This window comes from Methylorubrum sp. B1-46 (assembly GCF_021117295.1).
Taxonomy (GTDB): Bacteria; Pseudomonadota; Alphaproteobacteria; order Rhizobiales; family Beijerinckiaceae; genus Methylobacterium.
In genome coordinates, this window is the sequence record NZ_CP088247.1 from 5,225,650 (window position 1) to 5,248,829 (window position 23,180).

Here is a 23,180-nt window from a genome sequence, read left to right on the forward strand (position 1 = left end):
CGCCGGCCCGCGAGGGCCGGCGGCTTTCTTCGATGTAAGAGGAGGCGGCGCGTTGCGGTATTCGCGGCTTCCGGTCGATTGCCTCCGGCTTCGCTCCCCTCCGTTCTCGCCGCGCTGACGCTCGTGTCGACGGGGAAAGAACCGAAGCCGTCATACCAAGGGACGGGAGAGACCCCTGGCTATCCCCCGACCTTCAGGATTGCCGTCACCAAGCTCGGGTCGTCCGGCATCGGCCTCTCCTCGAAGCCGAGGTGGCGGCAGACCGCGCGCATCGCACGGTTCTCGGCGAGCACGCTCCCCTCGACGCAGCCGATGCCTTCGGCTCGTGCCCAGTCGATCATCATCCGCATCAGCGCGACGCCGAGACCGGTGCCTTTGATATCGGAGCGCACGAGGATGGCGAATTCGCCGGTATCGTGATTGGCGTTGGCGTGCAGGCGCACCGCGCCGAGCATGCGCCGACCCTCCTCCGCCGCCTCGTCGATGGCGACGAAGGCGATGGCGCGGGAATAGTCGAGCTGCGTCAGCCGCGCGAGGAAGACGTGGCTGAAGTCGCGCACCGGGGCGAAGAAGCGCAGGCGCACGTCCTCCGGGTCCACCTGCGCGAAGAAGCTGCGGAACATGTCCTCGTCGTCGGGCCGCACCGGCCGGACGTGGACGCACCGCTCCCCGACATCGAGCCGCCTCTCCCAGTCGGACGGATAGGGCCGGATCGCGAACCGCGGGTGCCAGTTGCCGCGGCGGCGCTCCGAGGGGGGCGGCTCCGGCGCGATGCGCACGCGCGCATCGAGGGCGACGGCGCCGTCGGCATCCGCGAGCAGGGGGTTGATGTCGAGTTCGCGCACCGCCGGCAGGTCGGCGGCGAGCTGGGCGAGCTTCACCAGCAGCAGCGCAATGGCCGGCAGGTCCGCCGCGGGAACGTCGCGATAGGCTTCGAGCCGCCGGGCGACGCGAGTGCGGCCGATCAGCTCGCTCGCGAGCGCAAGGTCGAGGGGCGGCAGCGCGAGAGCGCGGTCGTCGATCACCTCCACCGCCGTGCCGCCGCGGCCGAACACGACCACGGGACCGAAGACGGGGTCTTCGGCGAGGCCGGCGATCAACTCCCGTCCCTGCGGCCGCCGCATCATCGGCTGCACGGCGAAACCCGCTACCCGGGCGTCGGGCCGCAATTCCCGGACTCGCGCGATCATCGCATGCGCCGCCTCGCGCACGTCGGCCTCCGAAGTGAGGCCGAGGCGCACGCCACCGACCTCCGACTTGTGCACCACGTCCGGCGAGACGAGCTTGAGCACCACCGTGCTGCCGCCGGCGATCAGCGGCCACGCGGCCGCCGCGGCCCCGTCGGGATCGGGGGCGAGCGTCACCGGCACCGAGACGATCCGGTAGGCCGTCAGCAACTCGGTCACGGCGTGCGGGTCGAGCCAGGTGCGCCCTTCGGCGAGAGCCCCGTCCACGATCCGGCGCGCGGCCGCGACGTCCGGCGAGAAGTCGCGCGGCAGGGCGTCCGGCGTGCGCATCAGGTCATTTTGCGCCTCGCGGTAGCGCACGAGATGCAGGAAGCCTTCGACTGCGTCGGCATCGGTGGCGAAGAGTGGGATGTTGGCATCAGCGTAGATCGACCGGATCGCCTCGTCCTCGCCGATCGACACGGCGAAGACCGGCTTGCGGCGCCCGGCCTTGCGGGCCTTGGAGACAGTCCCGGCCACGGTCTGTGCCACATCGCGGCTGCCCGCCCGCGCGGTCGGCACGTGGACCGCGACGATGGCGTCGCTGTCGCGGCCCGCCAGCAGCGGTTCGAGGGCGCGGACGTAATCCTCCGGCACCGCGTCGATGCCGAGATCGAGGGGGTTGGCGTGCCGTCCGTGCCGCACGGAGGCGAGCGCCTCCAGCGTCGCCTCCGCCGGCGCTGCCAGCGTGCCGCCGCGGTCGGTGAGATGATCGGCGGCGAGCGCCCCGATGCCGCGCCCGTTGGAGACGATCATCAGCCGGTTGCCGGGGAAAGGCCGCTGGCGCCCCAGGGTCTCCACGGCGGAGAACATGGCGTCGAGCCCGTCCACGGCCAGCAGTCCCGCCCGGCGGAAGGCGGCCTCGTAGACGGCGCCGGGTCGGGCGAGCGCGCCCGTATGGGTCTCCGGCTGGCGGCCCGGTGCCTCGTGGCGGCCGGTGCGCAGCACCACCACCGGCTTGGCGCGGGCCGCCGCCCGCGCGGCCGTCAGGAACTTCCGCGCATCCGCGACATGGTGCAGGGACAGGATGATCGCGCGGGTGTGATAGTCCTCGGCGAAGTAGTCGAGGCAGTCGGCGATATCGATGTCGGCCGAGCGCCCCAGCGTCATCACCGCCGAGAAGCCGACGCCATGTCGCCAGCCCCACTCCGCGATGGCCGAGGCGACGGTGCCGGATTGCGAGATGAGGGCGAGGTCCCCCGGCTTCGGCGGCCGTGCGAGCAGACTCGCGTTCAGGCCGCGGGCGGGCACGCTCAGTCCGACGCTGTCGGGGCCGATCAGCCGCAGGCCGTGCTGCCGCGCCGCCGCCTGGGCCGCGCCGACGGGAGCCGCCTCGCCGTGGCCGAGATGGGCGGACAGGATCACCGCCGCTGCGGCGCCGATCCGGCCCGCCTCTTCGACGATCGCCGGCACCGCGTCCGGGGGCGTCGCGACCATGACGAGATCGGGCGGCTGGGGCATGTCGGCGAGGCGGGGGCTGCATGGCAGCCCGTCGACGCTGGCCTCGCGCGGATGAACGGGGACGATCTCGCCGGTGAAGCCGCCGGCGCGCAGGCCGTCGATGATCGCCCGGCCGACGGAGCCGGGCCGGTCGCCCGCTCCCACCACGGCGATGCGGCGCGGCGCGAGCAGAGCCTCGAATCGATAGGTGCTCATGGGCCGCCTATAGCATCCCGAGGCGAGAGACCGAGCGTCAAACGGTTGATAACGGTCTCAACCGGCCCTGCGGGCGGGTGATGTCGATGAATCGGCGCGCGGCGGGAGGACAAAGGTCGCGCATTGCTTGAACACCATCGGCCAGTGCTCGCGCTCGGCGAGCAGACGGGCAGCGGCGAACGTCAGGTGCTCCATCCGGGCGACCTCGGCGAGGGTGACCCATCCCTGTTTCACCGGCAGGCTCCTGGGGTTAGTGTCGCACGGCGGTCTGCCCGGACCTGTCGGTCCAACCGCGCCCGACAGAGCCCGTTCCGGGCTCTCGTCAGGTCCGCTTTCAATCCGAGGAGTTGTCCGTGCCGTCTTTTGCGACCCGCCAAGCGATGGTCGAGGCGATGTGCCGGATGCTCGATCTCGGCCTCAGCCAGGGGACCTCGGGCAATCTCTCGGTTCGATCCGGTGCGGGCATGCTCGTGACCCCGTCCGGGATCCCCGCCGAGCAGCTTAGTCCCGACGACCTCGTCGAGATGGATTTCGACGGGCGTTGGAACCATCCGCTCGCCCCCTCCTCCGAATGGCGGTTCCATCGCGACATCCTCGCGGCACGGCCCGAAATCGGCGCCGTGGTCCATGCGCATCCACCCTACGCCACGGGCTTTGCGATCTGCGGCCGTGAGATCCCGGCGGTGCATTACATGATCGCCATGGCAGGCGGGCCGACGATCCGGTGCGCGCCCTATGCGCCCTACGGCACGCAACCACTTTCAGACTTTGCCCTCGAAGCCCTCGAAGGCCGCAGTGCCTGTCTGCTTGCCAATCACGGAATGATCGCCACCGGACCCAATCTGTCGAAGGCCATGTGGCTCGCCGTCGAAGTCGAGGCCCTGTGCCGCCAATACGCCATCGCGCTGCAGGTCGGCACGCCATTGATTCTGTCCGATGCCGAAATCGCCGAGACGGTGGAGCGTTTCCGCTCCTACGGCCCCCGAGAGAAATCGAACCACTGAGATCGGCCGGCGCCGTTTGCCGGCTGCGATCCGAATACATGCGATGGCATCGCCGATTATTATCGTTCTAATCTGACGGCCGAGCCTAGAATCGATTGCCGCATCGAGCGTCTACAATCAGACATTTGCCCAAGCGACGATGGGCTCGTCGCTTCGGCGGCCTGCAGATTGAGGTGCGGCGTCGGAGAGAGGTGCAGAAATATAATTTTGGCGAATAAAGAACTAGGCATTATAGCGCAGCAGCCTGTCGGTGTCCTGATACTTGTTCTCAAAAGCGAAAATTTCGATAGATTACAAATATATACAGATTTTTACCTGCCGCGTGTCGGGTGCTGTTTCTGCCGTTTTGGTGCAGCGTGAGCCAAAATGCTCCTCGTTCTGCGGTTGTCGGCAGGATTTCGGTGCAGCCAAGGAGGGAGAAAAGGCTTGCTCAGTTCTACGGGCCGATCTGCGTACTCTTCCCGGCTTGAAGTGCCAAGTTGCATCAGGTTTTCCGACGGTATTGTGGAGTTCTCTATACGACTTTTGGCGAAAATGGGTTTTTAGCCTGAACAAAAGTTCAATTGATTCTCGCAAGTCCGTGAAATGCGTCTTGCGGCCGAACCGATCAAAGGTTAAGTCCGGCGTCATTCAGCGCAGTCGCTCCGTGCTCCGCAATGATGGTGTCGCCCCTGCGGTGCGTATTGTGACAGTGGCTTGCACATACCGGAAGGGATATTGATGATGTCGCTTGAGGACGACTCCGCTGGCGATTACGTGACCCTGGCTGTCGACATCGTCTCAGCCTATGTGGGGAACAACTCGCTGGCCGTGGGTGAATTGCCCGGGCTGATCACTTCGGTTCATGGCGCTCTTGCGCAGTTGTCGAACAAGGCTGTTGAGCCTGAGCAGCCGGCTTTGACGCCGGCGGTGCCGATCCGCCGCTCGATTCAGCAAGATTTCCTCATCTGCCTTGAGGATGGAAAGAAATTCAAGTCGCTCAAGCGGCATCTGCGGACGCGCTACAACCTCTCGCCCGACGAGTATCGCGCGCGCTGGAACCTGCCCGACGACTACCCGATGGTCGCCCCGAGCTACGCCGCCACACGTTCGGAACTCGCCCGGACTATGGGACTCGGCCAGCAACGCCGGAAGTGGCCTGCGAAGGCTGCGCCCGAGGTCACCGCGGAATCGGCTCAGGACGTCGCCCCGGCGCCGCGCCGCCGCGGCCGTGCCCGTGCGGAAGACGCCGCCTGAGCGCAGCCGTCGCAGGGGCGGGACTGCGACTGCTCTTGAGCGATCGAGTTCAATCGCGGCGGCTTATCCACACGCGATCCGCCGTCCTCGCCTCGAAGATCCTCGCACGCGGCGGCGACGTTAGAAGTCAGGCAACGCGTTGAGCGGAACAGTTCCGGCGGAAACCGGGCCGGGGCCCGGCCTCTCGCAGGAATTGTGATGTCCGGCCGGTCGCCCACTGCCACGCGCCTGTTCTGGACGGTCGTCCTCGGAGGATGTGCCGTGCTTCGCTATGGGGTACCGGCTCTTGCCGCCACGGCGGCGGCCTGTCTCGCGATCCTGCTTCATCGCCTCGACCGCCCGCGCCGGTTTCGCTCACTCGTGCGCCGCAGCGCTCGGCGTCACGCCGCGACGCTGGCGCTGAGACGCCGGCAGGAATGCTTCGTCGACGCCTACGGCAACACCATCGAGGATGGGTGGCTGCGCGAGCGCGCCTACTTCGTGGAGCGCACCATTCTCCCGATCATCGAGGAGCGTGGTTTCGCCGACTACGTCGAGCCGCATTTCGACGCGATGGAGGCGATCGTCGAGCGGGTCGCCTGCGCGCACGCGCTGCCCGACGAGATCGATACGCCGGAGGACGGGGTCGCCTACGAGCGATACTGCGCCGAACGCCTTGGCGAGGCGGGCTGGGATGCCCGGCCAACCGGGGCGAGCGGCGACCAGGGTTGCGATGTCATCGCCGAGAAGGCGGGCGTGCGCCTTGTCGTGCAATGCAAGCGCTACACGCGTCCGGTCGGCAACGCGGCGGTGCAGGAGGTCGCGGCGGCGGCCCTGCACTGGTCCGGTGACATGGCGGCGGTCGTCTCGAATGCCGGCTTCACACCCGCCGCCCGCAAGCTCGCCGGCACGACCGGTGTCATGCTCCTGCACCACGACGACCTCTCGACGCTGGCGCCGACTCGCCGGGCCAGTCGCCGCGTGATGACGGCGGGACGCTGAGGCGAGAGCATCGTCCCGAAAGGCGGTCTCCGGCTTTCGGGAAAAGACGATGCAAAAACAATCATATCGAGCCTCGTCCCGAACGGTGGCCGCCGTTCGGGACGAGGCTCGGAAAGGCTACTCCGCCGGCACCGGCCGGCCGGAGGGCGGCACCACCGTCTTGCGGCGCACGGAGAGCCGCGCGGCGCGCTTGCGCCACCAGATCACGACGCCGGTCACCGAGAGCATCGCCACGACGAGCCCCATCAGCGAGATCAGGATGCGGCCCGGAAGGCCGAGGATGCGGCCGGAATGGACCGGAAACTGCGCCTGCACGAAAATGTCCGCGGCGGTGCCGACCCAGGGCTGGCGGTCGCCGATCACCCGGCCATCCGCCCCGTCGAAGTAGATCGCCGCCGGCCCGACGCCCGCGGCGCCGTGATCGTCGCCGGGCTCGAAGTAGCGCGCGGTGTAGAAGCCCTGCATCGGCGTGTAGGCCAGCGCGCCGACAGGCTCCTTCCAGCCGCGGCGCTGGCCTTCGGCCTGCGCCGCCTCCAGAACCTGAGCGTAACTCACCCTCGGCTCGATCGGTTCGAGGGCTGAGACGAAGGAGCGGGTGTTCGACGGATCGGGCGTGACCTGCGAGACGCTCGACATCAGCGGCAGGAACACTTCCCGGTAGAGGTTGAGCGAGAAGGCCGTGAAGGCGAGCAGGAACAGGAGCGCGAAGGTCCAGAGGCTGAAGGCGCGGTGCAGGTCGAAGGTCACCCGGTAGGCGCTGCCCGACGTCTTCACCTTCCAGGCCGGCTTCCAGCGCGACCACCAGCCCCGGCCGAGCTGCCGCTCGACGGAGGCGGGACGCGCTGGGTTGGCGGGCTTGCGCACCGGCAGCGTCAGGGTGAAGCCGACGAAGGAATCGAGGGTCCACACCACGGCGACGATGCCGAGGAGCCAGACACCCCAGCGCTCCTCCCCCCACATCTCCGGCAGGTGCAGGGAGAAGTGCAGCTTGTACAGGAACGAGATCAGCGTCTCGCGGGTGATCGGCCAGACCTGCCCCCATTCCCGACGGCCGAGTTCGGCTCCGGTCACGGGATCGAGGAAGACCTGATTGTAGCCGAGCACGTAAAGCTTGCCCGTCGCGGCATCGACCCGCGGCACCACGAACAGCGACAGCGACCCGCCGGGCTCGGCCGCCAGCGGGACATAGCCGACGCGGGCATGCGGCTCGCGGGTCTCGAACTGACGCACGAGATCGAGGGCGGGGATCGCCGCACCGCGGCTCTCGACCGTGTGGAGATGCGGGTTGAGCCAGTCGTCGAGTTCGTGATCCCAGGAGATCACCGCGCCCGTGAGCCCTGCCACGAGCAGGAAGGCGGCGATCGTCAGACCCGCCCACCGGTGCAGCAGAACGAAAACGGAGCGCGCCATCAAACCCTCGAGCCTGGATCAGAGACGGCTCCATGCCGTCGGAGAAGAAAGGCTTCCGGTCCCTCGACGAGCCCGTCCCGGTCCGGTTCAGTCCGGCTCTCCGCCCAGGCGCTGCACGACAGGCGCTGCGAGAGCGGGACTGTCGATAAAGGCTGTCGCGCCGCGGCGCCAGTCCCCGACGGCCCTTAAGGATCGTGCGCGAGAGGATCACGCGTGAAGATCCGGTGTAGGCGGGCGGGGTGCATTCCGGGTGGTTTAACAACCCTTAAACCCGCCGCATTTACGCTCTCTGACGCAAGGGGCGAACCGCCGTGCCGCAGGGCCGGCCGGCACGTTCGACGGGATCGATCCGGCGGACCACGGACGCGCGGATTCCGAGCAGGGGAGCACAGTCGCGGCAGGCTCGAGATCCCGTGCGGGATCGGCGGCCCCGGACGCATGGAACGCATGGCGCAGTCTCGCGGACGCAAACCACGCAGCGAACCCACCTTCGACATCCCGGAAGGGAGCGATCCGGGCCGCCTCGACGTGCGCCTGTCGCGCAACGATCGGTCCGCGGGCGGACAGCGCGCCTCGGCCGGACGCGCGGCCCCGGCACCGAAGGCGCGCGGGCGCAAGGCGTCCGGCGGCGGCGGCCAACGCCCGCCGCGGCGGCGCTCCTGGCTCGGCCGGCTGGCCTATGCCGGCTTCGTGCTCGGCATCTGGGCAGTGATCGGGCTCGCCGGCCTCATCGCCTACCACGCCTCGCAACTGCCGCCGATCGATCAGCTCGCCGTGCCGAAGCGGCCGCCCAACATCGCGATCCTGGCCAGCGACGGCAGCCTGCTCGCCAATCGCGGCGAGACCGGCGGCCGGGTGGTCTCGATCAAGGAGTTGCCGCCCTACCTGCCCCGCGCCTTCGTCGCGATCGAGGACCGGCGCTTCTATGACCATTTCGGCATCGATCCCGTGGGCATCGCCCGCGCGATCACGCAGAACCTGACGCGGCGCGGCGTGGCGCAGGGCGGCTCGACGCTGACGCAGCAGCTTGCCAAGAACCTGTTCCTCACTCCGGAACGGTCGGCATCGCGAAAAATCCAGGAGGCGATCCTGGCGCTGTGGCTGGAGCATAAATACTCGAAGGACGAGATCCTCGAACTCTACCTCAACCGGGTCTATTTCGGCGCCGGCGCCTACGGCGTCGAGGCCGCGGCCCAGCGCTATTTCGGAAAGCCGGCCAAGAACGTGACGCTGGCCGAGGCCGCCATGCTCGGCGGCCTGGTTCAGGCGCCCTCGCGACTGGCGCCCAACCGCAACCTGAAGGCGGCGCAAGCTCGCGCCGCCCAGGTGCTCGCGGCGATGGAGGATCTGGGCTTCGCCAAGAGCGCCGACGCGAAGGTGGCCCTGGCCCAGCCGGCGCGCCCGGCCTCGACCCGCGGCGGCGGTTCGCCGAACTACGTCGCCGACCTCGTGATGGACGTGCTCGACGACTTCCTGCCGAAGTTCGACGAGGACATCGTCGTCGCCACCACCGTCGATGCGAGCCTGCAGACGGCGGGCGAGAAGGCGCTCACCGACGAACTGAACGCCAAGGGCACCCGCTACAACGTCGCCCAGGGCGCGCTCGTCTCGATGCGTCCGGATGGCGCGATCCGCGCGCTCGTCGGCGGGCGCGACTACGCACAGAGCCAGTTCAACCGCGCCACCACCGCCCGGCGCCAGCCGGGCTCGGCCTTCAAGCCCTTCGTCTACCTCGCCGCGGTCGAGCGCGGTCTGACCCCGGATACGGTCCGCGACGACGGCCCCGTGCGCATCGGCAACTGGGCGCCGGAGAACTACTCGCACAATTATCGCGGCCCGGTTTCCTTGCGCGAGGCGCTGGCGCTCTCGCTCAACACGGTGGCGGTGAAGCTCGGCCAAGAGGTTGGTCCGAAGGCGGTGGTGCAGACCGCGCAGCGGCTCGGTGTCTCCTCCCCGCTTCAGGCCAACGGCTCGATCGCGCTCGGCACCTCCGAGGTGACGCCGCTCGAACTGGTGGGCGCCTACTGCGCCTTTGCCAACGGCGGCACCGGCGTGATCCCCTACGTCATCGCCAGCATCAAGAGTGCCAACGGCAAGGTGCTGTACAAGCGCGGCGAGGGCGGACTCGGCCGCGTCATGGACCCCAACGCCGCCGGCATGATGAATGCCATGATGCACGACGTCTTCACCATGGGCACGGCGAAGAAGGCCGACATTCCCGGCTGGGAGCTGGCCGGCAAGACCGGCACCAGCCAGGAGTTCCGCGACGCATGGTTCGTCGGCTACTCCGCCACGCTGGTGACGGGCGTCTGGCTCGGCAACGACGACGGCGAACCGACCAAGCGAGCCTCGGGCGGCAGCCTCCCGGTCGAGATCTGGAAGGCCTACATGACCACGGCGCTCAAGGGCGAGAAGCCGGTCGGCCTTCCGGGCATGAACCGCTGGCGCGCGCCGCGGCCCGAGGCGGCGCCCGAGCGCGAATCCGGCCCCGGCGGCCTGATCGGCGCGCTGCTCGGCGAACCGGAGCAGACCGCCTCCGCCCTCCCCCCACGGCCGGTCGGCCGCGAGCGGGGCCCGAGCCGGGACGACCGCAACTTCCTCGAGAAGCTGTTCGGGGTCGGCGAGTAGGCTTGGCTCACATCGCCCGGCGGGGAGGACAATTCCTCCCACCGGGTCACCCTCGGCAAAATTTCTGGCCGGGCCCGAACCCTGCATGCGGCTGTGCGCCACATTCGCGCCACGTTGCAGGCATGAGCCTTCGACAGCCTGGACAGGGTCAGGGTTTCTCCTGAACCTCCTGATCGGCGACGGAAGGAGCCCCCGTGTCGACCCGCCTGCCCGACCGTTGCACGCATGGCCCCGGGGCCGCCGCGCACGGGTCGGGCTCCTCCGACGGCCGCCGGAGCCCGAACTGATGCTGCCGCACCATCGCTGGTTCTGGCTCCTCATCCTCCTCGCCTCGGGCGGGGCGGGGCTGCTCTACAACGTCATCTTCGCCGGCGGCGCCTCGCCGCTGGCCGGCTTCACCTACGGCCTCTGCGTTGGCATCTCGGCGCTGGCCTTCGACCGGGGCGTGCTGCTCGCCGGCGTCCAGTCGCGCATCCGCCGCCTGCCCGCAGGCCTCTACGTCGTGGCGGCGGAACTCTCCTACGTGGCGATGATCATCGTCGGCAATGCGCTCGGCGGCTTCGTCGTCTGGCTGCTTGGCCTCACCGGTGACAGCTTGAGCGAGGCGGTGCGCACAACGCCTCGGGTGCTGGCCTACGCGCTCGCCGTTTCGGCGCTGCTCGTCTTCGTGATCCGCATGCGCGACCTGATCGGCGGCGAGGTCTTCATCAACTTCCTCGTCGGGCGCTACCACCGCCCGGTGGAGGAGGAGCGCATCTTCCTGTTCCTCGACGTCGTCGGCTCCACCGCCTTCGCCGAGACCCATGGCGACCTGCGGGCGCAGGAATATCTCAGCGCCGTCTTCGCCACCCTCGCCGAGCCGGTGCGGCGGTTCTACGGCTCGACCGACGATTACATCGGCGACCTCGCCATGATCACCTGGCCGATGGAGCGCGGCCTGAAGGACGCGCGCTGCGTCGAGTGCCTGTTCGCGGTGCGCGAGCGGATCGAGGCCGAGGCGGAAGCGTGGGAGGCGCGCTTCGGGACGGTCCCGCGGCTGCGGGCGGGCCTGCATGGCGGCCGGGTGATCACGGCGGAAGTGGGCGTGGACCGGCACAAGATCGCTTATTTCGGCGATGCCGTGAACGTGGTCGCCCGTGTCGAGGCCCTGTGCCGGCCGCTCGGCGTCGACACGCTGATCTCCGAGGATCTGCTGAAGCGGCTGCCGTGCCTGCCCGAAGGCGTCGTCGTCAGACCGCTCGGCACGCATTCCCTACGCGGGCGCGGACAGCCCCTCTCCGTCGCGACCCTCGAACGCGCGGGGTCGGCGCCGCTCTCGAAGGAGACGGCGCCGCGGATTGCCGCCGCGCCGTAGAGCCGAGTCGGTCGATCAATCAGCCGGCGCGCAGGAGCAGCAGGAGCGCGGCAACCGTCATGACGGCGATCGTCGCGAGAATGCCGCCGCCGCGGCAGGCGAACTGGCGCGGCGAGTTCGTCGGCGCGAACATGCCGATCGGGTGCAGGATGCGCGCAATCACCAGCACGATCAGCAGGCCCCGCACCCAGGCAGGAGAACCACCGCCCGCCTCGTAGAGCGCGATCAGCAGCAGGGTCAGCGGCACGTATTCCTGGAAGTTGCCGTGGGAGCGGATGCGGCGCTGGAGGGCATCCTGCCCGCCATCGCCGAGGAGGACGTTGCCGGTGACACGGCCGCCGATCACCCAGCCGGACAGGCCGGCATAGATCAGGCCCAGAATCGCGGCATAGAAGGCCGTGGTGGTCGGAAAGATCACAGCGCAAAACCTCGGATTGGAAGTGCGACCCGCCGGGCGGCGGATGTCGTCGGCGCTTCGCAACATAGGATGATGCGCGCCGCGTTCCGCCCGCAACCACGATCACGATGGCGTATCCTTGCCGCGACGGTCACGCATCGGCGCCCGGGACCGGCCCTTGATCGGCAAATGGCGGGATAACATTCAGCACTCTGCCGAAAGCCGTTGCCGGTCACGGCAACGCTCGATGCGCTAGATTGTCGTCGAACGGCTCGCCTTCCGGGTCGCGTGGGTCCTGACGTGGGGATCGTTTGTGAGGGGATGTCGGTGGGCGGCAAGCTGATCGCGGTGGCGAACATGAAGGGCGGGGTCGGCAAGACCACCACCGTGGTCATGCTTGCCGAGGCGCTGGCGGCCGACGGGGCGCGTGTGCTGGTGGTCGATCTCGATCCGCAGGCCAGCGTCTCGGTCTGCCTCGCGGGCGACAGGCTGCTCGGCGAGATGATCGTCCGCGGGCGCACGCTGGAGGCCTATCTCGCTCTCAAGCTCATCACCCGCCACAAGCCGGACCTGTCCGCCCGGATCCAGCCCGGCGTCAGCCTGACCGTCCACAAGAACGCGCCGCTCTCGCTCTCACTGCTCCCGTCCGGCCCGCATCTGCGGCTCGTCGAGCGGGAGATCCTCTACGAGCTGACCGAGCGGAAATTCTCGATGCACGCCATCGACGAGCGGCTGTGGTCGGTCTTCCAGGAGGATTTCGTGCCGCTGGCCGCGCGCTACGACTACATCTTCTTCGATTGCGCGCCGGGCATCTCACCGATGACCGAGGTGGCGGTGCGGGCTGCCGACCTCGTGCTCGTCACGTCGATCCCCGACTTTCTCTCGACCTACGGTCTCAACGCCTTCGTCGAGACGATCTGGCGGCGCTCCGGCCGGCAGGCGAGCCACATCGCCCCGCGGAGCCAGCCGCACGTTCTTGTCACCCGCTTCCAGGCTCAGGTGCGCCAGCATCAGCGGACCCTGGCCCGGCTCCAGACCGAGGCGGGCTCTGAGGATGCCGGCTTCCGCCTGCTCCAAACCCGCATCCCGCAGGCGGCGGCGCTTGCCGACGCGCTGGTGCCGGCCGACGGCGCACCGCCGACCTTCTCTGCCAAGTACGGCGCCCATGTCTCCAACGTGCTGATTCCGCTCGTCGCGGAAGTGAAGGAACTCCTCCATGGCCCTTGATGTCGATGGCTACGCCGTGTTGCAGGCGATGGCCTCCGCGCCGGAAGCCTTTCCCGACATCCGCACCGAAATTCCCAAGGTCGCCCGCACCCTCGTCGTGAAGCAGCTCAAGGCGCGGAGCTTGCGCGTGGCGTCGCTGCGCATGATCCGAGAGATCCTGGGCAGCGAGAGCTTCGCCCTGATCGCCGACGGCATGTCGGAGCCCGAGGTGAAAGGGCTCGTGACCCGCCTCGATCCCCACCATCCTGCGCTGAAGACTGCGACGCCGGGTTGGCACCGTCACCGCCTCGCCGCCCTGGCCGCGGGCGACGCTCCATTCCGCAAAGGCGAGACCCGGCCCGAGGATGCGGTGACCAAGGCCCGGACCGTCGAGGCGCCCCCGGAACGCGCGCTGGCCAGCCGCCCCTTCGCCGCCGTGTGGGACGGCAAGGACCACGACGCGCCGGCCGTGAAGGAAGGCCGGGAAAAGAAGGATAAGGACAAGGATCGGAAGGAGCGCAAGGGCAAGAAGAAGAAGGGCTGACGTAGCCTTCCTCCCGCTCGCCGCGCCGGGTCTGGGGCTTTCCAGATAGCCGCTCGACTGGTGGGATATCGTCTGCCGCCCTCGCGAGTGTCAGCGAAGCGATTCCGGTGGCGCGACCTTTCCGGCCCTGTGGCACCCTGGCTCGCTTCGGCTCCGCCTCGCGATGACGGAGGCGGGCAAGACCCGACGCGGGCAAACCGAAACGAGATTACGGCTCGTCGCTGAACAGGACGGCGTAGCGCGCTTCGAGCGCGGCGAGCCGACCCTGGCCCTCCAGCACGGCGACCCGGTGCTGGCGGGTCACGTCGAGGAGACCGTCGGCCATCTCGCCCTCACCGCAGAGGCGGGCCCGATCGGAGATCTGCGAGAGCTGGTCGGCCATCAGGCCATCGATCCGTATTCCCTCCGCCAGCGCCTGCATCAGACCCAGCATCTCCTCGCGGATATGCGCCTGCGGTGTCGAGGAGGCGGGGATACGGTCCGTCACGGTACTCGCGAAAGTCAGGCCGACAACGTCAGAAGGCTGCCGAGACGAAGCTGCCGAGACCTGGCCTCCGCGGCCACTGCATAGGATAGACTTGGCGTGCTTTTCCTGCAGGGGCCCAGAGCTGCGCCCCGGCGGCCGCATTCGGGTCAGCCCAGGGTCTGCCAATCCGGGATCTGCCAACGAAGAAGGGGCCGCCTCTCGGCGACCCCTCCCGCGTTCTTCGATCTTGGACGTGGACTTTAGAAGTCCATGCCGCCCATGCCGCCGCCGGGCATCGCCGGGGCCGGGCTGTCCTTCTTCGGCGCGTCCGCGACCATGGCTTCCGTGGTCACCAGCAGGCCGGCAACCGACGCCGCGTCCTGAAGGGCGGTGCGCACGACCTTGGCCGGGTCGACGATGCCGGCCTGGATCATGTCGACGTACTCTTCGGTCTGCGCGTTGAAGCCGAAGGTCTCGGAGCCGGTGTTGTCGGTGATCTTGCCGACGACGATCGAACCCTCGACGCCCGCGTTCTGGGCGATCTGGCGGATCGGGGCCTCAAGCGCCTTGAGCACGATCTTGATGCCGGCCTGGACGTCCGGAACGTCGGACTTCAGCTCGGCGACCGCCTTCTTGGCGCGGAGCAGAGCCGTGCCGCCGCCGGGGACGATGCCCTCTTCCACCGCAGCGCGGGTGGCGTTGAGCGCGTCGTCCACGCGGTCCTTCTTCTCCTTGACCTCGACCTCGGTCGCGCCGCCGACGCGGATCACCGCGACGCCGCCCGCGAGCTTGGCCAGACGCTCCTGAAGCTTCTCGCGGTCGTAGTCCGAGGTGGTCTCCTCGATCTGCGCCTTGATCTGCCCGACGCGGGCCTCGATGTCGGCCTTCTCGCCGAGACCGTCGATGATCGTGGTGTTCTCTTTCTCGATGCGGACGCGCTTGGCGCGGCCGAGCATCGGCAGGGCGACGTTCTCGAGCTTGATGCCGAGATCCTCGGAGATGGTCTGGCCCTTGGTGAGGATCGCGATGTCCTCGAGCATCGCCTTGCGGCGATCACCGAAGCCCGGAGCCTTCACGGCCGCGACCTTCAGGCCGCCGCGCAGCTTGTTCACGACGAGCGTGGCGAGCGCCTCGCCCTCGATGTCCTCGGCGATGATGACGAGCGGCTTGCCGGTCTGCACCACTGCCTCGAGCACCGGCAGCATCGGCTGGAGCGAGGAGAGCTTCTTCTCGTGGATGAGGATGTAGGGGTCCTCGAGCTCGGCGACCATCTTCTCCGCGTTCGTGACGAAGTACGGGGAGAGGTAGCCGCGGTCGAACTGCATGCCCTCGACGACGTCGAGCTCGGTCTCGGCGGTCTTGGCCTCCTCGACGGTGATGACGCCCTCGTTGCCCACCTTCTGCATGGCGTGGGCGATCATCTCGCCGATCTCCTTGTCGCCATTGGCGGAGATCGTGCCGACCTGGGCCACTTCCTCGGAGGAGGCGACCTTCTTGGCCCGCGCTGTGATGTCCTTCACGGCGGCCTGGGTGGCGAGGTCGATGCCGCGCTTCAGGTCCATCGGGTTGATGCCGGCGGCCACGTACTTGGCGCCCTCGCGGACGATGGCCTGGGCCAGCACGGTCGCGGTGGTGGTGCCGTCACCGGCGATGTCGTTGGTCTTCGAGGCCACTTCGCGCACCATCTGGGCGCCCATGTTCTCGAAGCGGTCGGAGAGCTCGATCTCCTTGGCGACCGTCACACCGTCCTTGGTGATGCGGGGGGCGCCGAAGGACTTCTCGATGACGACGTTGCGGCCCTTAGGACCGAGGGTGACCTTGACGGCATCCGCGAGGATGTCGACGCCGCGCAGCATCTTGTCGCGAGCGTCGGCGGAGAAACGAACGTCTTTCGCTGCCATGTGAGTACCTGCCTCAAATGAGAGTGTCGGAAAGCCCTGAAGCCAGCGGGAGCGGCCTCGAAGGGCGGTGAAGCGGGCGCGGCCTTAGGCGGCGACGACGCCCATGATGTCGGATTCCTTCATGATGAGGAGATCCTGGCCGTCGATCTTGACCTCGGTGCCGGACCACTTGCCGAACAGCACGCGGTCACCGACCTTCACGTCGAGGGCGTTGACGCGGCCCTGCTCGTCGCGGGCGCCAGGGCCGACGGCGACGATCTCGCCCTCTTGCGGCTTCTCCTTGGCGGTATCCGGGATGATGATGCCGCCCTTCGTCTTCTCTTCGCTCTCGATGCGACGGACGACGACGCGGTCGTGCAGCGGACGGAACTTCATGAGCTGCCCTCTTGCTTCGAAATGGCGGTTGGTCTTCATGCGGCCGGGACGACCGCGCTCCACCTGATTGTTAGCACTCGAAACGACTGAGTGCCAACGACGGCCGCGAGATAGGCTCGGGCGGTTTTCGAGTCAAGGCGCAGCTTCTTCCCGGCTGCGGCGTTTCTGCACGAATTTCGCGTGCATCCCGCACGACACGGACGATTCCTCCCGATGATGAGCCTGCACGGAGCGAGCGGCGCCGTCGAACACGGCGGCACGGACGGCAGCGCGAGCCTGCCCGATCATGCGCTCTGGATCGACTTGAACGACCCGACCGCGGAAGAGGCGGCACGGGTCGAGGAGAAGACCGGCATTCGCATTCCGTCGCGCGCAGCCCTCAGCGAGGTGTAATCGTCGAGCCGCCTGCGGCGCAACCGCGACGGACTCTCGCTCTCGACGCCGATGGTGACCTTCGACCGCTCGGATTTCAGCCTCAAGCCGCTGGGCTTCCTGCTCACCGCCGATCATCTCGTCACCGTGCGCTTTCACGAGATGCGGGCCTTCGCGGCGGTGCGCAAACGTGTGGATGACGGGGACGGCGACGGCAGCACCAGCACGCGGATGTTCCTGCTCGTGATCGAGGAACTGGTCGATAATCTCGCCGATCTGCTGGAGGAGATGTCGGGCGATCTCGACAGCCTCTCCACCCGCATCTTCGACTTCGATGGCGGCGCACGGCCGGGCGCACGGAAGGGCGACACCACAGCCCCGAAGCGCCGCGACCTCGCGCTGCGCCGCCTGCTCCGCTCGGTCGGGCGCCACGGCAAGTCGCTCGCCAAGGTCCGTGCCAGCCTGCTCGGGCTCGCGCGGATCGTCGCCTTCACCAAGAGCGAGTGCCAGCAGACGCTCGGCGAGGACGAACTGCCCCGCTTCGACACGCTGGCGCGCGACATCGCCTCGATCGACGAGTTCGAGACGCGACTCTCCGAGACTGTGCAGTTCCTGCTCGATGCGACCCTCGGGCTCATCAACATCGAGCAGAACAACGCTTTCCGCGTCCTCACCGTCGTGTCGGTGGTCGGCGTGCCGCCCACTCTCGTCGCCTCGATGTACGGCATGAATTTCAAGCACATGCCGGAACTCGACTGGGCCTACGGCTACCCCTACGGCCTTGCCCTGATCGCGATCTCAGCGGTCGTCCCGCTGCTCTACTTCAAGACGAAGGGCTGGCTCTAAGCTATCGTTTTGCACCGCCATTTCCGAAGAGTCGGTGACCACCGTCAGGGACGGTGCTCTCGCGCCGCGTGGGGAGGCGCACGTTTCGGGAGCATCCCGCGTCTCAGTGGCTGAGGCCGGGGAAAAGGTTTTGCAGGCTCGTCACCATCATCTCCATCGCGACGGCGGCGAGGATCATGCCCATCAGGCGGCGCGTGATCGCGGTTGCTGTTGCGGAGAGGTGCCGGCCCAGCCATGGGGCGGAGAGCAGCGCGACCGTCAGCAGGGCGAGGAAGGCGCCGACGCCGATCGCGAGTTCCAGCCAGTTCCCCTTCGTTTCGGCGGCGTGGCCGTAGACGATGAGCGTGGCGATCGTTCCCGGACCGACGAGCAGAGGGATCGTCAGCGGATAGATCGCGACGCTCGCCGCATCGATCGTGTCTTCCCTCTCATTGGGGGTGCGGCCGTGCGTCCGGCTCGATGAGCCCTGCAGCATCGAGAGCGCGATCGTCAGAACGATGAGCCCGCCCGCCAGACGAAAGTCGTCGACGCTGAGCCCGAAGGCGTCCAGGACAAGCTGCCCACCGAGGATCGAGACGAGGCAGCCGATCGTGGTCCCGAGCGCCGCCGTGGCGGCCACCCGCCGACGTACGGCGTCCGACGCGCCCTCGGTGAGGGACAGGAACACTGGTACGTTCGCGATCGGGTTCATGATGGCGAACAGGGCAGCGAAGACCTTCGTGACGAAGGGTAGGTCGATCGACATCGCGAGCCTCTGTTTCGAACGCGTCCGGCTCATAGCATGCCGCGGGCCTCGGCACGGCGGGCCGGCATCGATCGGCAACGGCGAGCGGGGATATGGGTCCGTACCGCAACGGCGGTGACGCGGCCGCCCCACAATTCAGGCTTTGTTGGCGGCTAGCTGCGAGTCTCGCCTGTGAACGACACTTGGCTCCAGGCTGAGCGAGCAGCGCACCCCGTCCCATGGCCGTCATCGCCGCCTTCATCCTCAATGCCGGGCTGAACTTCGTCCTCGGCATCGCCATCGCCCGGATGCTGGGGCCGGCCGATTTCGGTCGCTTCGCCCTGGCGACGGCCGGGGCGGTCGTGCTCAACACCCTGCTGTTCGAGTGGCTGCGGCTCTCGGCGACGCGGTTCTACTCGGCGCGGGTGCGCGAGGCCGAGCCGTGGATCCGCCGGGGGCTCGATCAGGCCTATGGGGCCGTCGCGGTGGCGCTGTTCGCCGCCGCCGCCCTCTGCGCCGGGCTCGGGATCGCCGTCGATCCGACCCCCGAGGGCCGGTGGGTGATGACCGCCGGCACCATGGTCGCGGCGATCGGCATCGGACTGTTCGATTATCATGCGGCGCTCGCCCGCGCCCGTTTCATCGGCGGCGCCTATCTCCGGCTCGTGGTGTGGAAGAACGGTCTCGCCTTCATCCTGATGGCCGGCACCGCCTGGCTGTTTCCCCAACCGGTCTGGGTGCTGATCGCGGGCGGCGCGAGCCAATTCCTCGCGGTGCTGCCGATGCGCAAAATTCTCGGCGACAAGCTTCTCGGTGACGGGCTGCTCGGACACGCACCCGCCTCGCCCCACGGCCAGATGCGAAGGACCCTGCGCCTGTTCGCGGCCTACGGCCTGCCCCTGATCGCGGCCAACGCCGTCTACCAGATCATGCCCTTCCTCAACCGGGCCGCCATCGCCGGGACCGCGGGATTCGCCGAGGCGGGCTACTTCGCGCTCGCCGCCGATCTCGGCTCGCGCGCCTTCTCGACGCTCGGGGCGGCCCTCGACCTGCTCCTGTTCCAGATCGCCGTGCAGGCCGAGGAGCATCACGGGCGCGAGGCCGCCGAGACCCAGGTCTCACGCAACATCGCCATCGTGGTGGCGCTGCTCCTGCCCTGCGCCGCCGGCTACTGGGCGGTGACCCCGGCGCTTCAGGCGCTGATCGTGCCGGAGGAATTCCGCGGGCCGTTCGCGGATTACACCGACCTGCTGATCCCGGGCCTGTTCTGCCTCTCGATCATGAACTTCGCTCTCAATCCGATTTTCCAGATCCGGCGCCGGACCAGCCCGGTCGTCGCCGCCGCCCTGGCCGGCTTGGCCGTCAACGGTGTCGGCCTCCTCGTGTTGCCGCGGTGGATTGGACCGCAGGGCGTCGCTGTCGCGCAGACGCTGGGTCTCGCTACGGCGGTCGTCGTGCTCGGCTTGCGGGCCCTGACGGGAGCCGAGCGCCTGCCTCTGCCGGGGCGCGACCTCGCCCTGACCGTGGGCGCCTGCTTCGCCATGGTTCTGGCAGTGCTGCCGTTCCGCGGCCTGGAGCCGACGCTGGCCCTGCCGGCCTGCATCGGTGCCGGGGTGCTGGTCTACGGCGCGCTGGTCTGGTTCCTCGACATCGCGGGGCTGCGCACGGTGGTGCGGGAGCGCTTTCCGAAACGGCTTACCGCGCCCGTTCGTTGAGGCGGGCATCAAGGCCCGCTTGCCAGGCTCGTCCAATCGGGGTTTGAGTCCGGACGCGCTTTCAAAAACGCCCAAAAGAAACCCCACGGGACGGAAACGATGATCTCATACGCGCCGGCGACTGAGCAGGAGGCGGCCGCTATCGTCGCGCAGGCGGCCGGCCGCTCGGAGCCGCTGCGGCTCGTCGGCGGCGGCACCAAGGCGGCGTTCGGACGTCCGCCCCAGGACGAGGCGACGCTTTCCGCGACCGGACTCACCGGCATCACCCTCTACGAGCCGGCGGAGATGGTCGTCGCCGCCCGCGCCGGCACGCCGCTCGCCGAGGTGGAGGCTCTGCTGGCCGGGCGCGGCCAGATGCTGCCCTTCGAGCCGATGGATCACCGCCCGCTCCTCGGGTCCACCGGCGAGCCGACCTTCGGCGGGGTGGCGGCCGCCAACAATTCCGGGCCGCGGCGCATCAATGCGGGCGCGGCCCGCGACAGCCTGATCGGCGTGCGCTTCGTCAACGGCCGCGGCCAAGCGATCAAGTCCGGCGGGCGGGTGATGAAGAACGTCACCGGCCTCGACCTCGTGAAGCTGATGGCCGGCTCCTGGGGCACCCTCGGCCTGCTGACGGAAGTCACTTTCAAGGTGCTGCCGGTGCAGGAGCAGGTCACGACCCTGGTCCTGCCGGGCCTTGACGACGCGACGGCGGTCGAGGCGCTCGCCGCCGCCCTCGGCTCGCCGTTCGAACTCACGGGCGCCGCCCATCTGCCCGGCGGGGTCGGCGGCGGCGAGCCGCGCACACTGATGCGCGTCGAGGGTTTTTCTAAGTCGGTGGCGTATCGCCTCGGCGAGTTGCGCCGGCTGCTGCGCCGTTACGGGGAGGCGCATACCGCCGAGGGCGAGGCCAGCGCCGCGCTCTGGGGCGCGGTGCGCGATGCGACGCCGCTGGCCGAGCCGCGCGGCGCCGCGATCTGGCGGATCTCCACCGCGCCGACCCGCGGGCCGGCGGTCACCGCAGCGATCGGGGCCGAGCGCGGCGCGCGCTGGTTCTACGATTGGGGCGGCGGCCTGATCTGGCTCGCCACCGACCCTGCGGACGATGCCGGTGCCGCCGTGATCCGCGCCGCCGTGAAGGCAGCCGGGAGCGGCCACGCGACGCTGGTGCGCGCGCCCGAGACCCTGCGCGCCGCGGTCCCCGTCTTCGAGCCGCTGTCCGAGCCGCTGATGCGGATCACCGCCGGCATCAAGGCCGCGCATGATCCGGCCGGTATCTTCAACCCCGGCCGGATGTATGCCGGCATCTGATCGAACGCCGCGTCAGAACACGAACCGCAGGCCGGCGTAGAGGAGCCCGGCCAGGGTGATCGCCGCGGGGAGGGTGAGCAGCCACGCGATGGCGAGGTTGCGCACCGTGGCCCATTGCAGGCCGGACCCGTTGGCCGCCATGGTGCCGGCCACGCCGCTCGACAGGATGTGGGTGGTCGAGACCGGCAGGCCGTAGGCCTCGGCGAGGCCGATGGTGCCCGCCGCGGTGATCTCGGCGGACGCCCCCTGGGCGTAGGTCAGGTGCTTCTTGCCGATGCGGCTGCCGACGGTGACGACGATGCGCTTCCAGCCGACCATGGTACCCAGGCCGAGCGCCAGGGCGACGGACACCTTCACCCAGGTCGGGATGTAGCGAGTGCCGTCGTTCAGGCTCGTCTCGTAGGTCTTCAGCGTCTCCGCCTCGTCGCTGACGAACAGGCCTTCACGCTTCCTCAGGCTGTGGATGGCGTCGGAGGCGAGATACATGTCGTTGCGCAGGTTCGGCGTCGCCTCCGCCGGCACGTGCCGGAGCGCTCCGTACGCCTTCACCTGCGTGGCGATGTCGTTCGAGAGGGCAGCGAGCGCGGCGTAGACCTCCGGCCGATCGAGATCCTTCTTGCCCGCGGCCTCGGTGATCTGCGCCCGTGCCTCGGCCGGGCTCGGCAGCGGAGCCTGTTCCGCCCGCTTCTGGAAGACCGTTCGGGCGTGCTCGGAGACCTGAATGAAGGCGGGCGTCGATGCTTCCGACATCGTCCGGTTGAGCGCGTAGGCGGTGGGCGCGGCACCGATCAGGATCAGCATGATCAGGCCCATGCCCTTCTGCCCGTCATTGCCGCCATGGGCGAAGGAGACGCCGCCGCAGGTCAAAATCAGCAGGGCGCGGATCCAGAGCGGGGGCGGCGCGTCGGCCTCCGGCTCCCGGTAGAGGGCGCGGTTGCGGATCAGGAAGCGCATCGCCAGCAGCAGCAGGCCCGCCATGACGAAGCCGACGACCGGGCTGAACAGCAGGGCGCGCAGCACGCTCCACGCCTGATCCCACTGCACGCCGGACGTGTCCGACCCCTCGGGAGCGAGGAGCTGGTTGGCAAGGCCGACGCCGAGGACCGAGCCGATCAGCGCGTGTGAGGAGGAATTCGGCAGGCCGAGCGCCCAGGTGCCGAGGTTCCAGATGATGGCCGCGATGAGCAGCGCGAAGATCATCGCGTAGCCCGCGCTCGAACCCGCCTTGAGCACCAGTTCGACGGGGAGCAGCGTCACCACGCTGTAGGCGACGGCGCCGGTCGAGACGACGACACCGAGGAAATTCAGGACACCCGAATAGACCACTGCGACGGCGGGGGGCAGGCTGTGGGTGTAGATCACCGTCGCGACCGCGTTGGCGGTGTCGTGAAACCCGTTCACGAACTCGAAGCCGAGTGCGATGAGCAGCGCGAGGCCGAGCAACGCGAAGGCGCCGATCGCCAGCGGCGGCTGGCCGGCCGCCTGCATGTCGGTGATCAGGTTGAACAGCGCGTAGCCGATGCCGCCGACGAGCACGAGAAAGAACAGGCCGATACCCGCCGGATGCGTGCGCCCGCCGAGATTTGGACCGTGGGCCGACGGTTCGGCGCGCTCGGCGGTCGAACCGTCGCTCGCCAGGCTGAGAGCGTCTGACATCTGAACCTCGAAGACCTTCGACGGCTGCGATCGGTATGGGTCGGCATGGATGCGGACCGATCCCGCTCGCCGGGCCACCGCCTTGAAGTGACAAGGCAGCACCTGCCGCCGCACCGGATCCGCCACCGAACTTACAAATGTTTATGAGCTTTGCGGTTCCGTGAATTTTTGATGACGCTTGCGGAAGGACGAT

Annotated in this window: 18 protein-coding genes and 1 pseudogene; 10 read left to right on the plus strand and 9 right to left on the minus strand. The window is 68.6% G+C overall.

What is annotated here, in order from left to right; translation table 11 throughout:
- Positions 1–179: 179 nt before the first annotated feature.
- Complete coding sequence (locus LPC10_RS24235) at positions 180–2,882, minus strand: bifunctional acetate--CoA ligase family protein/GNAT family N-acetyltransferase (protein WP_231344791.1); 2,703 nt, start codon at positions 2,880–2,882, stop codon at positions 180–182.
- A gap of 57 nt (positions 2,883–2,939) precedes the next feature.
- Positions 2,940–3,116: a hypothetical protein gene (locus LPC10_RS24240; RefSeq protein WP_231344793.1), complete on the minus strand. Its 177-nt coding sequence runs from the start codon at positions 3,114–3,116 to the stop codon at positions 2,940–2,942.
- A gap of 119 nt (positions 3,117–3,235) precedes the next feature.
- Between LPC10_RS24240 and LPC10_RS24245 the strand changes: the two genes are divergently transcribed.
- The 3 genes from LPC10_RS24245 to LPC10_RS24255 all read left to right on the plus strand — a co-directional run bounded on the left by LPC10_RS24245 (position 3,236) and on the right by LPC10_RS24255 (position 6,103).
- Complete coding sequence (locus tag LPC10_RS24245) at positions 3,236–3,886, plus strand: class II aldolase/adducin family protein (protein WP_231344794.1); 651 nt, start codon at positions 3,236–3,238, stop codon at positions 3,884–3,886.
- Positions 3,887–4,609: 723 nt separating this feature from the next.
- On the plus strand, positions 4,610–5,122 hold the full coding sequence (locus LPC10_RS24250) for a MucR family transcriptional regulator (RefSeq protein ID WP_231347139.1): 513 nt from the start codon (positions 4,610–4,612) through the stop codon (positions 5,120–5,122).
- Positions 5,123–5,320: 198 nt separating this feature from the next.
- The gene (locus tag LPC10_RS24255; protein WP_231344796.1) at positions 5,321–6,103 is read left to right on the plus strand and encodes a restriction endonuclease; all 783 of its coding nucleotides are present in this window, start codon (positions 5,321–5,323) and stop codon (positions 6,101–6,103) included.
- A gap of 117 nt (positions 6,104–6,220) precedes the next feature.
- On the opposite strand, the gene LPC10_RS24260 is transcribed toward LPC10_RS24255, so the two are convergent.
- Positions 6,221–7,513, minus strand: coding sequence for a PepSY domain-containing protein (locus tag LPC10_RS24260; protein ID WP_231344797.1), 1,293 nt, complete (start codon positions 7,511–7,513; stop codon positions 6,221–6,223).
- A gap of 447 nt (positions 7,514–7,960) precedes the next feature.
- Between LPC10_RS24260 and LPC10_RS24265 the strand changes: the two genes are divergently transcribed.
- Together LPC10_RS24265 and LPC10_RS24270 are read left to right on the plus strand one after the other, a co-directional pair.
- Positions 7,961–10,141, plus strand: a complete 2,181-nt coding sequence (locus LPC10_RS24265; protein ID WP_231344799.1) for a transglycosylase domain-containing protein — start codon at positions 7,961–7,963, stop codon at positions 10,139–10,141.
- A 286-nt stretch (positions 10,142–10,427) separates the two neighbouring features.
- A complete protein-coding gene (locus LPC10_RS24270; RefSeq protein ID WP_231344800.1) occupies positions 10,428–11,495 on the plus strand; it encodes an adenylate/guanylate cyclase domain-containing protein in 1,068 nt (355 codons plus the stop codon).
- A 19-nt stretch (positions 11,496–11,514) separates the two neighbouring features.
- On the opposite strand, the gene LPC10_RS24275 is transcribed toward LPC10_RS24270, so the two are convergent.
- Positions 11,515–11,913 (minus strand): MAPEG family protein, encoded by a 399-nt coding sequence (locus LPC10_RS24275; protein ID WP_231344801.1) that lies wholly within the window; start codon positions 11,911–11,913, stop codon positions 11,515–11,517.
- A gap of 300 nt (positions 11,914–12,213) precedes the next feature.
- On the opposite strand from LPC10_RS24275, the gene LPC10_RS24280 reads away from it, so the two are divergent.
- Both LPC10_RS24280 and LPC10_RS24285 read left to right on the plus strand, forming a co-directional pair.
- The gene (locus LPC10_RS24280) at positions 12,214–13,119 is read left to right on the plus strand and encodes a ParA family protein (protein ID WP_231344802.1); all 906 of its coding nucleotides are present in this window, start codon (positions 12,214–12,216) and stop codon (positions 13,117–13,119) included.
- Complete coding sequence (locus LPC10_RS24285; RefSeq protein ID WP_231344803.1) at positions 13,109–13,642, plus strand: hypothetical protein; 534 nt, start codon at positions 13,109–13,111, stop codon at positions 13,640–13,642. The genes LPC10_RS24280 and LPC10_RS24285 overlap by 11 nt, the downstream gene beginning before the upstream one ends.
- Positions 13,643–13,850: 208 nt before the next feature.
- On the opposite strand, the gene LPC10_RS24290 is transcribed toward LPC10_RS24285, so the two are convergent.
- The 3 genes from LPC10_RS24290 to groES all read right to left on the minus strand — a co-directional run bounded on the left by LPC10_RS24290 (position 13,851) and on the right by groES (position 16,384).
- On the minus strand, positions 13,851–14,129 hold the full coding sequence (locus LPC10_RS24290) for a hypothetical protein (protein WP_231344804.1): 279 nt from the start codon (positions 14,127–14,129) through the stop codon (positions 13,851–13,853).
- A gap of 239 nt (positions 14,130–14,368) precedes the next feature.
- Positions 14,369–16,009 carry a chaperonin GroEL gene (groL, locus tag LPC10_RS24295; protein WP_231344805.1) on the minus strand — a complete coding sequence of 547 codons (1,641 nt, stop codon included), beginning with the start codon at positions 16,007–16,009 and terminating at the stop codon, positions 14,369–14,371.
- 84 nt (positions 16,010–16,093) lie between these two features.
- Complete coding sequence (gene groES / locus LPC10_RS24300) at positions 16,094–16,384, minus strand: co-chaperone GroES (protein ID WP_012457015.1); 291 nt, start codon at positions 16,382–16,384, stop codon at positions 16,094–16,096.
- Positions 16,385–16,597: 213 nt separating this feature from the next.
- Between groES and LPC10_RS24305 the strand changes: the two are divergent.
- Positions 16,598–17,602, plus strand: a pseudogene (locus LPC10_RS24305) (CorA family divalent cation transporter).
- Positions 17,603–17,705: 103 nt separating this feature from the next.
- Here LPC10_RS24305 and LPC10_RS24310 read toward each other — a convergent pair.
- Positions 17,706–18,347: a MarC family protein gene (locus LPC10_RS24310; protein WP_231344806.1), complete on the minus strand. Its 642-nt coding sequence runs from the start codon at positions 18,345–18,347 to the stop codon at positions 17,706–17,708.
- 218 nt (positions 18,348–18,565) lie between these two features.
- Between LPC10_RS24310 and LPC10_RS24315 the strand changes: the two genes are divergently transcribed.
- Positions 18,566–20,041 carry a lipopolysaccharide biosynthesis protein gene (locus LPC10_RS24315; protein ID WP_231344807.1) on the plus strand — a complete coding sequence of 492 codons (1,476 nt, stop codon included), beginning with the start codon at positions 18,566–18,568 and terminating at the stop codon, positions 20,039–20,041.
- Positions 20,042–20,140: 99 nt separating this feature from the next.
- Positions 20,141–21,331, plus strand: coding sequence for a glycolate oxidase subunit GlcE (glcE, locus tag LPC10_RS24320; protein WP_231344808.1), 1,191 nt, complete (start codon positions 20,141–20,143; stop codon positions 21,329–21,331).
- A gap of 12 nt (positions 21,332–21,343) precedes the next feature.
- Here the strand turns inward: glcE and LPC10_RS24325 are convergent, their stop codons facing one another.
- On the minus strand, positions 21,344–22,987 hold the full coding sequence (locus LPC10_RS24325; protein ID WP_231344809.1) for an inorganic phosphate transporter: 1,644 nt from the start codon (positions 22,985–22,987) through the stop codon (positions 21,344–21,346).
- Positions 22,988–23,180: the final 193 nt, after the last annotated feature.

Coding starts and splice junctions, on each gene's coding strand:
- LPC10_RS24325 (WP_231344809.1), bottom strand. CDS start 22,987: ATGTCAGACGCTCTCAGCCTGGCGAGCGACGGTTCGACCGCCGAGCGC.
- LPC10_RS24260 (WP_231344797.1), bottom strand. CDS start 7,513: ATGGCGCGCTCCGTTTTCGTTCTGCTGCACCGGTGGGCGGGTCTGACG.
- groL (WP_231344805.1), bottom strand. CDS start 16,009: ATGGCAGCGAAAGACGTTCGTTTCTCCGCCGACGCTCGCGACAAGATG.
- LPC10_RS24315 (WP_231344807.1), top strand. CDS start 18,566: ATGGCCGTCATCGCCGCCTTCATCCTCAATGCCGGGCTGAACTTCGTC.
- glcE (WP_231344808.1), top strand. CDS start 20,141: ATGATCTCATACGCGCCGGCGACTGAGCAGGAGGCGGCCGCTATCGTC.
- LPC10_RS24265 (WP_231344799.1), top strand. CDS start 7,961: ATGGCGCAGTCTCGCGGACGCAAACCACGCAGCGAACCCACCTTCGAC.
- LPC10_RS24250 (WP_231347139.1), top strand. CDS start 4,610: ATGTCGCTTGAGGACGACTCCGCTGGCGATTACGTGACCCTGGCTGTC.
- LPC10_RS24255 (WP_231344796.1), top strand. CDS start 5,321: ATGTCCGGCCGGTCGCCCACTGCCACGCGCCTGTTCTGGACGGTCGTC.
- LPC10_RS24310 (WP_231344806.1), bottom strand. CDS start 18,347: ATGTCGATCGACCTACCCTTCGTCACGAAGGTCTTCGCTGCCCTGTTC.
- LPC10_RS24285 (WP_231344803.1), top strand. CDS start 13,109: ATGGCCCTTGATGTCGATGGCTACGCCGTGTTGCAGGCGATGGCCTCC.
- LPC10_RS24235 (WP_231344791.1), bottom strand. CDS start 2,882: ATGAGCACCTATCGATTCGAGGCTCTGCTCGCGCCGCGCCGCATCGCC.
- LPC10_RS24270 (WP_231344800.1), top strand. CDS start 10,428: ATGCTGCCGCACCATCGCTGGTTCTGGCTCCTCATCCTCCTCGCCTCG.
- LPC10_RS24280 (WP_231344802.1), top strand. CDS start 12,214: ATGTCGGTGGGCGGCAAGCTGATCGCGGTGGCGAACATGAAGGGCGGG.
- groES (WP_012457015.1), bottom strand. CDS start 16,384: ATGAAGTTCCGTCCGCTGCACGACCGCGTCGTCGTCCGTCGCATCGAG.